5 protein-coding genes and 1 tRNA gene are annotated in these 7,711 nt (G+C 44.3%); 5 read left to right on the forward strand and 1 reads right to left on the reverse strand.

The window, feature by feature from the left end; translation table 11 throughout:
- The first annotated feature begins 89 nt into the window (after positions 1-89).
- The 3 genes from WKF69_RS17460 to WKF69_RS17470 all read left to right on the forward strand — a co-directional run bounded on the left by WKF69_RS17460 (position 90) and on the right by WKF69_RS17470 (position 2,244).
- Positions 90-857 carry an SDR family oxidoreductase gene (locus WKF69_RS17460; protein WP_340383509.1) on the forward strand — a complete coding sequence of 256 codons (768 nt, stop codon included), beginning with the start codon at positions 90-92 and terminating at the stop codon, positions 855-857.
- 165 nt (positions 858-1,022) lie between these two features.
- Positions 1,023-2,123 carry a redox-regulated ATPase YchF gene (gene ychF, locus WKF69_RS17465; protein ID WP_340383510.1) on the forward strand — a complete coding sequence of 367 codons (1,101 nt, stop codon included), beginning with the start codon at positions 1,023-1,025 and terminating at the stop codon, positions 2,121-2,123.
- Positions 2,124-2,172: 49 nt separating this feature from the next.
- A tRNA-Arg gene (locus WKF69_RS17470) sits at positions 2,173-2,244 on the forward strand.
- Positions 2,245-2,504: 260 nt separating this feature from the next.
- On the opposite strand, the gene WKF69_RS17475 is transcribed toward WKF69_RS17470, so the two are convergent.
- Entirely contained in the window at positions 2,505-2,675 is a 171-nt protein-coding gene (locus WKF69_RS17475) for a hypothetical protein (protein ID WP_340383511.1), read from the reverse strand.
- 333 nt (positions 2,676-3,008) lie between these two features.
- Here WKF69_RS17475 and WKF69_RS17480 point away from each other — a divergent pair, with 333 nt between their 5' ends.
- Both WKF69_RS17480 and WKF69_RS17485 read left to right on the forward strand, forming a co-directional pair.
- Positions 3,009-6,005 carry a SusC/RagA family TonB-linked outer membrane protein gene (locus tag WKF69_RS17480; protein WP_340383512.1) on the forward strand — a complete coding sequence of 999 codons (2,997 nt, stop codon included), beginning with the start codon at positions 3,009-3,011 and terminating at the stop codon, positions 6,003-6,005.
- A gap of 18 nt (positions 6,006-6,023) precedes the next feature.
- Positions 6,024-7,679: a RagB/SusD family nutrient uptake outer membrane protein gene (locus WKF69_RS17485; protein WP_340383513.1), complete on the forward strand. Its 1,656-nt coding sequence runs from the start codon at positions 6,024-6,026 to the stop codon at positions 7,677-7,679.
- Positions 7,680-7,711 lie beyond the last annotated feature (32 nt).

The raw sequence follows: 7,711 nt of genomic DNA on the forward strand, positions 1-7,711 counted from the left end.
AGGCGCATTTAGGGGCAGATTTCGGATTCTTAAAAGGCGGTTCGGGAAGCAAGGTATCCAGGGATTCGCATTAAAGCCAATATTTCAGAATGAATAATAAACCTTTTAATAATAAAGTAGCGATTGTAACCGGTGCCGGGCAGGGTATTGGTTTTGAAATATGCAGGCAATTGGCACGAGCAGGAGCTATAGTAATACTAAACGATCTTGATGAATCACTAGCTCAGGAGGCCACATACACAATCCGGGAAGAAGAGGGAAATTGCATAGCACATGCTGGCGATTCAAGTGATTTGGCCTTTATTGACAGTTTGGTTGATCTGGCATTAAAAAAATTTGGGCATCTTGATATTGTTATCGCTAATGCTGGCATCACTTTATTTGGAGATTTTCTTAACTATCCACCCGAATCATTCAACAAAGTGATGAAAGTAAATCTTTCCGGCACATTCTTCCTGGCACAAGCAGCTGCCCGGCAGATGAAAAAACAGACATCAGGTGGCTCCCTTTTATTCACATCTTCAGTTACAGGTCATCAGGCTCATAAAGACCTCGCGGCATACGCAATGACTAAAGCTGCGATAGAGATGCTGGCAAAAAATCTTGTGATAGAATTATCTCCCTACAAAATTAACGTCAACACCATTGCGCCTGGCGCCACCATCACGGAAAGAACAATGGGCGATCCCGAATACGAATCAATCTGGTCAAAACTTACACCAATGGGCCGGGCAGCCAATACTGAGGACATAGCGAATGCGGCCCTGTTTTTAGTATCAGACAAGGCAAAACAAATAACGGGTCAAAGCCTTATCATCGATGGAGGATGGTCCTCCGTCAGCCCATCCCCGTCCTAAGGAATTTGAATATAAATTTCAGTCAAAAACACAAAGATCCTATCTTCACAGCCGAATAAGTAATAAGTAATAAGTAATAAGTAATAAGTAATAAGTAATAAGTAATCAGTAATCGGTCGTCGGTAATCAGTCATCGGTTATGACTTTCAACTCTCAACTCAAAATATGGCATTACAGTGCGGAATAGTTGGCCTACCGAATGTAGGAAAATCAACATTATTTAATTGTTTATCAAATGCGAAAGCACAGGCTGCTAATTTTCCGTTCTGTACTATCGAACCTAATATTGGCGTCATCACAGTTCCTGATCCGCGTTTAACCAAACTCGCGGAATTAGTACAACCGAATAAGGTGCAGCCCAACACTATCGAGATTGTCGACATTGCGGGCCTTGTAAAGGGTGCCAGCAAAGGAGAGGGTTTGGGAAATCAATTCCTTGGAAATATACGTGCCACAAGTGCCATAATCCATGTTTTACGTTGTTTTGATGATGACAATGTTATTCATGTGGACGGTTCAGTTGATCCTATAAGAGATAAGGAGATCATTGATACCGAGCTACAGCTTAAAGACCTTGACGCTGTTATAAAGAGGATCCAGAAAGTTGAGAAGATGGCAAAAACCGGGAATGATAAGGATGCCAAAAAGACTTACGAAGTTTGCAATATCGTAAAGTCGCATTTAGAATCCGGAAAGTCTGTCCGCACAGCTCCTATTACTCAAGAAGATAGAGAATTCATCGCAGATCTTTGGCTACTTACAGAAAAACCCGTTTTGTATGTTTGTAATGTTGATGAAAAATCAGTCGTAACAGGTAATAATTATGTAGACAGGGTTCATGAAGCTGTGAAGGAAGAGAATGCCGAAGTACTTGTAATTTCTGCACAAATTGAAGCAGAAATAGCTTCTCTGGATAGTTATGAAGAGCGGCAAATGTTTCTTGAAGACCTTGGCTTAACCGAATCAGGGGTTACCAAGCTTATCAGAGCAGCATATAAATTGTTAAATCTGGCAACTTATTTTACTGCAGGTGTACAGGAAGTAAGGGCCTGGACAATTACCCAGGGGTTCACTGCACCCCAGGCTGCAGGCGTTATACATACAGATTTTGAAAAAGGCTTTATACGCGCTGAAGTGATCAAATACGACGACTTCGTAAGCCTTGGGTCTGAAGCTGCGTGTAAGGAGGTCGGTAAATTAGGCGTAGAAGGCAAAACATACATCGTCCAGGACGGCGATATTATGCATTTCAGATTTAACGTTTAAATCTTGTCACTGAAAGGCGAATAACTATATTTGCTGCTAGTAGAAAACAGTACCCATAGTTCAATGGATAGAATTGCAGATTCCGGTTCTGCTGATGGGGGTTCGAATCCCTCTGGGTACACGTAGCGGGACAAAAGCCAAATTTTGGTCATTTGTCCCACTTTTTTCTTATTATAATTTCGTGTTTATCAAGCAGATAATTCCAAACGTTTCATTTACTTTGGTGGTTCGATCTTCTTTTCTATTTTATTAGCATTAACTAGATGTTTAGCTGAACGTTAAGCTGTCCTGCTTCGTCTATTTTCTACTATAAAGCCATTTCGTTGATAACGCGGGATCAGGCTTTCGCCGGAGATAGTTGGCAGGTGGGAAATTCCATCTTTAGATACCGTCGGCAGCCGCACACCTTATTTTCTTCCCAGCGGCCAGGGCTTTGTCATAGATCAGCGCATTCAGGTTGGAAATGGAATATCTTGCTTCAGTAGGTTTTAATGCTGATGGAGGCCACATTGTACAATTGCCTTCGAGTGGATCTGTTAGATAAGCAGTCATTGTTGATGCAGGTATGATTCATGGTTCCCAACGATTTAGCGTGGAAATTACAATCGGTTGCATTCGAATAATGCCAGTAGAAATCATAAAATTAGACGAAAAATAACGATTAATATCAAATGATAAATTATTCGTTTAAATCGGTTACATTTTATATTATTGTTTAATCAAACACCAACGAATTACATGAAGAAGAAATTTGCCAATTCCCAAAACAGATAATTATAACCCCGGTATATTTCCTGGTCACTCCGGAATACATTTCCACTATTTAATATGTCCGGTACGGCTGAGTTCTGTCCTGTTTCAATAAATTAAGAAAATAAAAGCTTTATGCATCGTATCTACTTTAAAGTAATACCTGTTTTTCTGTTCATAATAGCATTGTTTCCCGCAAAAACCGTACAGGCGGCATTGCATAACCCTGCTCGTGCTTATGCTGACACAATCAAAGGAATTGTGCGGGATAGTTATGGCATGCCCCTACCCGGAGCGCAGGTCGTGGTAAAAGAATCCGGACAGGTTGCCCTGGCTGGCACAGATGGCAGGTTTTCGGTTTTCGCCTCACAGGGAAACACCCTGCATGTCAGGCACTCGAAATACTACAATTTTACCCATAAACTGAGCGGGCGCAGTTCGCCGGATATTCAGCTAAGCGAACGTTTTATCTATCCGGCTGCCGATACCATAAATATACTCAATGGCAGGCAGTCGGTTTCCAGGCTATTGCAGTCTACAGCAACGGTGTATACCAATCAGCTTACCACATCACCTTCGCCTACCTTCCTGATCGGTTTACAGGGGCGTCTGGCAGGAGCCAATATCTTGCAGTCTAGCGGTTTACTGGGCCGCGATGGTTCCGGAATTTTTTTTTCGCTGAGAGGGCAATCCCCGCTGATCCTGATCGACGGGGTTCCGAGGGGGTTTTCATCCCTGGATCCGGAAGAAGTTGAATCCATAACTGTGCTGAAAGACGCATTATCTACTGTACTCCTGGGCCAGCGGGCTTCAAACGGTGTAGTGTTGGTAACTACAAAAAAGGGGCAGCCTGGTCCCCCAAAAATATCCTTTACTGCACAGACGGCATCTCAATCCCTGTTAAAGTTGCCGCAAACGCTCTCTTCATTTGACTATGCCACTTTGTATAATGAAGCCTTACAGAATGACGGCCAGGCTCCCGTGTATACACAGCCCATGCTCGATGCCTATAAGAACGGGACGGACCCTGTTAATTACCCGGATGTAGACTGGTACAACACTATTTTAAATAAAACAGCCCCTGCAAGCCGCTATAACCTCAATATGGAGGGGGGCGGAAGTACAGCAAAATATTTTGTTTCGCTGGATTATTTGAACCAGAACGGGTATTTCAAAACATCAGATATTAACTCTTATAACACTAATGCGCAGGCAGACCGTTACCTGATACGCTCCAATGTCAATGTTGATCTGAGCAAAAATTTTAATTTCGCACTGAACCTGTTCGGCCGTGTGCAGAACGGTAACCAGCCTGGAGTAGGGACACAAAGCGTTTTTTCTAGTTTATTAAGGACCCCAAATAACGCATACCCTGTCTTGAACCCCGATGGCTCCCTGACAGGCACCCAGAGCTATACCAATAATATCTACGGCCAGGCGGTAAGGTCAGGCTATCTTTCAGACTTCTCCCGAGACCTGGCCGCAGATCTGGAAATGACCCGGAAGTTAAATAATCTGGCAGAAGGCTTGTGGGCGAAAGGGAAAGTATCCTTTAATACCTCTACTGTACAAACCATATTCAGAAACAAATCCTTTGCAGTTTTCAAGTACCTGCCTGGTCCGCCGCCAGCTTATCAGAAATTTGGAACGGATGGCGATCAGGTGAATGGATTTTCCGTAGGCACCTCGATAAAATACACCTATACGGAACTGTCTTTAGGATATGATAAACAGTTTGGCGAACATTCTTTTAATGCTCTGCTGCTTGCCAACCAGCAGATAGAAAATTCGGGCAGCCAGCTTCCCGCCAATTACTCCACAGCGGGTACACGTATAAGTTATGCCCTGCATAATAAATATTTTGCCGAGGCTGCCATGAGCTACAGCGGGTTTAACCGGTATAAACCCGGTAAAAGAGCCGGTTTTTTCCCCGCCGTAGGCCTGGGATGGGATATTTCAAAGGAAAGTTTTGTAAGCGGCAATCTCAACTGGATCAACGCCCTGAAATTACGTACCAGTTACGGGCGAACCGGTAATGCCGACATAGGATATTATGTTTATAACCAATATTTTGCTGATGCAACAGCGTATACGATAGGGGCCACCCCGGGATCGGCTGGCGGAGTGGAGGAACTGGTGCTGGCCAATCCCAATGGTACCTGGGAGAAAGCAGATAAGTTTAACATGGGCATCGATGCTTCCTTATTCAGCAATCATTTATCCCTCACTGCCGAGTATTTCAACAATAAATATTTTGACCTTATGCAACAACGGGGGCGAAATTCGACCATCCTTGGCAATGATTATCCCAGCGAGAATATAGGTATTAACCGATATACGGGAACAGAGACGTTGCTAACTTACCAGAACAGCCTGCGGGGAGTTAATTATTTTGTTTCCGGTAATGTTTCTTCTATAAAATCCGAAATACTTTACCAGGATGAAGTTATACGCCAGTATGAGTGGATGCGGCGTACCGGCAGGCCGACAGGGCTAACTTTCGGGTATATTTCTAATGGCTTTTTCCAGTCACAGGCAGATATTAATGCTAGCCCGAAAGTAGAAGGTTACGTGCCTGTACCGGGCGATCTGAAATACAGGGACCTCAACGGGGATAATATCATCAACCAGTTTGATCAGGCGCCCATCGGCTCCGAAAAGCCGCTGCTGTACTACGGTGCAACCCTTGGATTCAATTACCGGGGATTCGATTTCAATATGCTACTACAGGGTGTTGCCAACAGAACCCGCCTGGCATTAGGCGACTCCGAGGTAGAGTTCCAAAACAATGGCAACTACCAGGCATTTGAACACCACCTGAACCGCTGGACGCCAGCAAATGCAGCTAATGCCAATTATCCAAGATTATCTGTAGGTGTAAATATTAATAACCAGGTACCCTCCTCATTTTTTATACGCTCTGCAGATTATATGCGCCTTAAAAATGCAGAGATCGGCTACACTTTCCCTAAGCGGCTGGCAAGTAAGCTGCGCCTGTCGTCCCTCCGCCTGTTTGCCAATGGCCTTAACCTGTTTACTAGTGCAGAGTATGACAGGCTCGACCCGGAGTATTTCGGAGCCTCTATCCCCGTACAAAGGGTTGTAAATGCAGGCATCAATATTAAACTATAACCAATAAAAAGCATGAATATGTTTAAATACCGGTATATACCTATTGTTTTTTTGGCAGGAACGCTGATGATATTTTCCTGTAAAAAAAACTACGAAAAAGAACCGCTTGAAAATATTACCGAAGAATATATCTGGGATGTCCAGGATTCGGCAGGGATCTATGCACGAAACTTTCTGCAAAATACATACACTTTTCTGCCTAACGGATTTAACCGTATAGATAATTCACTGCTGTGTGCTGCGTCCGATGATGCAGTGCCGTCACAAAATGGCAACCTTATTTCTCTTCTGGCCAATGGCGGCCTAAGTTCCCTGAATAACCCTGATGATGCATGGGCCAAAAATTACAAAGGCATTCGCAAGGTAAATGAATTGCTGGGGAATATAGACCGTGTGCCAATGCGGGATAAGCAGCTCAAAGAATGGTGGAAAGCTGAAGCCCGGTTTTTGCGTGCTATGTTCTACTTTGAAATGGTGAAACGCTACGGCGGCGTTCCGCTGATCGGAGACAAGGTATTTACACTGGAAGACAATCTGCAGATACCAAGAAATACTTATGTAGAATGTGTAAATTATATCGTGGCAGAATGTGATAATATAAAAGGCCAAGTACGGGTAGATCCGATAGATGATGGTAACCTGGGCCGTATTACACGTGGCGCCGTGCTTGCACTTAAAGCCAGGATGCTGTTGTATGCAGCAAGTCCGCTCAATAACCCTGCTTCAGACCCTGCCCTATGGAAAAAAGCTGCCGATGCGGCAAAAGATATTATGGCACTGAACACTTTTTCCCTGGAAACAAGTTTTGCGAACGTTTTCATTACCCGTAAGAACAAGGAGGTTATCCTGGCTTTTCAGCGCGGGCAGACCAACGATGTAGAGACCAATAATGCTCCGGTAGGCTTTACCACACCGGTAAGCCGCGGGTATACCAGCCCTACCCAGGGACTGGTGGATGCCTACGGTATGAAGAGCGGGCTGCCGATCAGCGATCCGGCCTCAGGGTATGTAGCGTCTGACCCTTATACAATCGGAACAAGAGACCCAAGGTTCTATCTTACAATATTCCATAATGGAACGCCGTGGTTGAAAAGAACCGGTGGGGTACAAACTTACGAAGGGGGGCTGGATAAGCCGGGCGGCTCGGTCGTGCAGACTAAGACCGGGTATTATATGCGTAAGTTCATGGCCGATATGAGCAACCAAACCTCTTATCCTACACAGGCACACAATTTTATCATCTTCAGGTATGCAGAAGTATTGCTGAACCTGGCAGAAGCCCAGAATGAAATAGGAGAAACTGTTGAAGCATATAACCAGTTAAAAGCCCTCAGGGCCCGTGCCCTGATCACGCCGGGCACGAATAACCTTTACGGATTAAAAGCCAATATGAACCAGACGCAAATGAGGGATGCCATACGTTTAGAACGCCGCCTGGAAATGGCCTTTGAAGAGCAGCGTTTCTGGGACATACGCAGGTGGAAAATTGCAGAAAGCGTATATAATCAGCCTTTGCATGGAATAAAGATCACGAACAGCCCAACAGGGAAACTGACTTACCAGCAGATAGAGGTTGGCAAAACGGTGTTTACCCCTAAAATGTACCGTTACCCAATCCCTTACAGCGAAATTGTCAAGAATGAAAATCTTAAGCAAAATGAAGGATGGAACTAAAAATCACCTGTTTTGATGAAAATTTACGTGCT

This window comes from Daejeonella sp., assembly GCF_037719425.1.
In the GTDB taxonomy this organism is placed as follows: Bacteria; Bacteroidota; Bacteroidia; order Sphingobacteriales; family Sphingobacteriaceae; genus Daejeonella.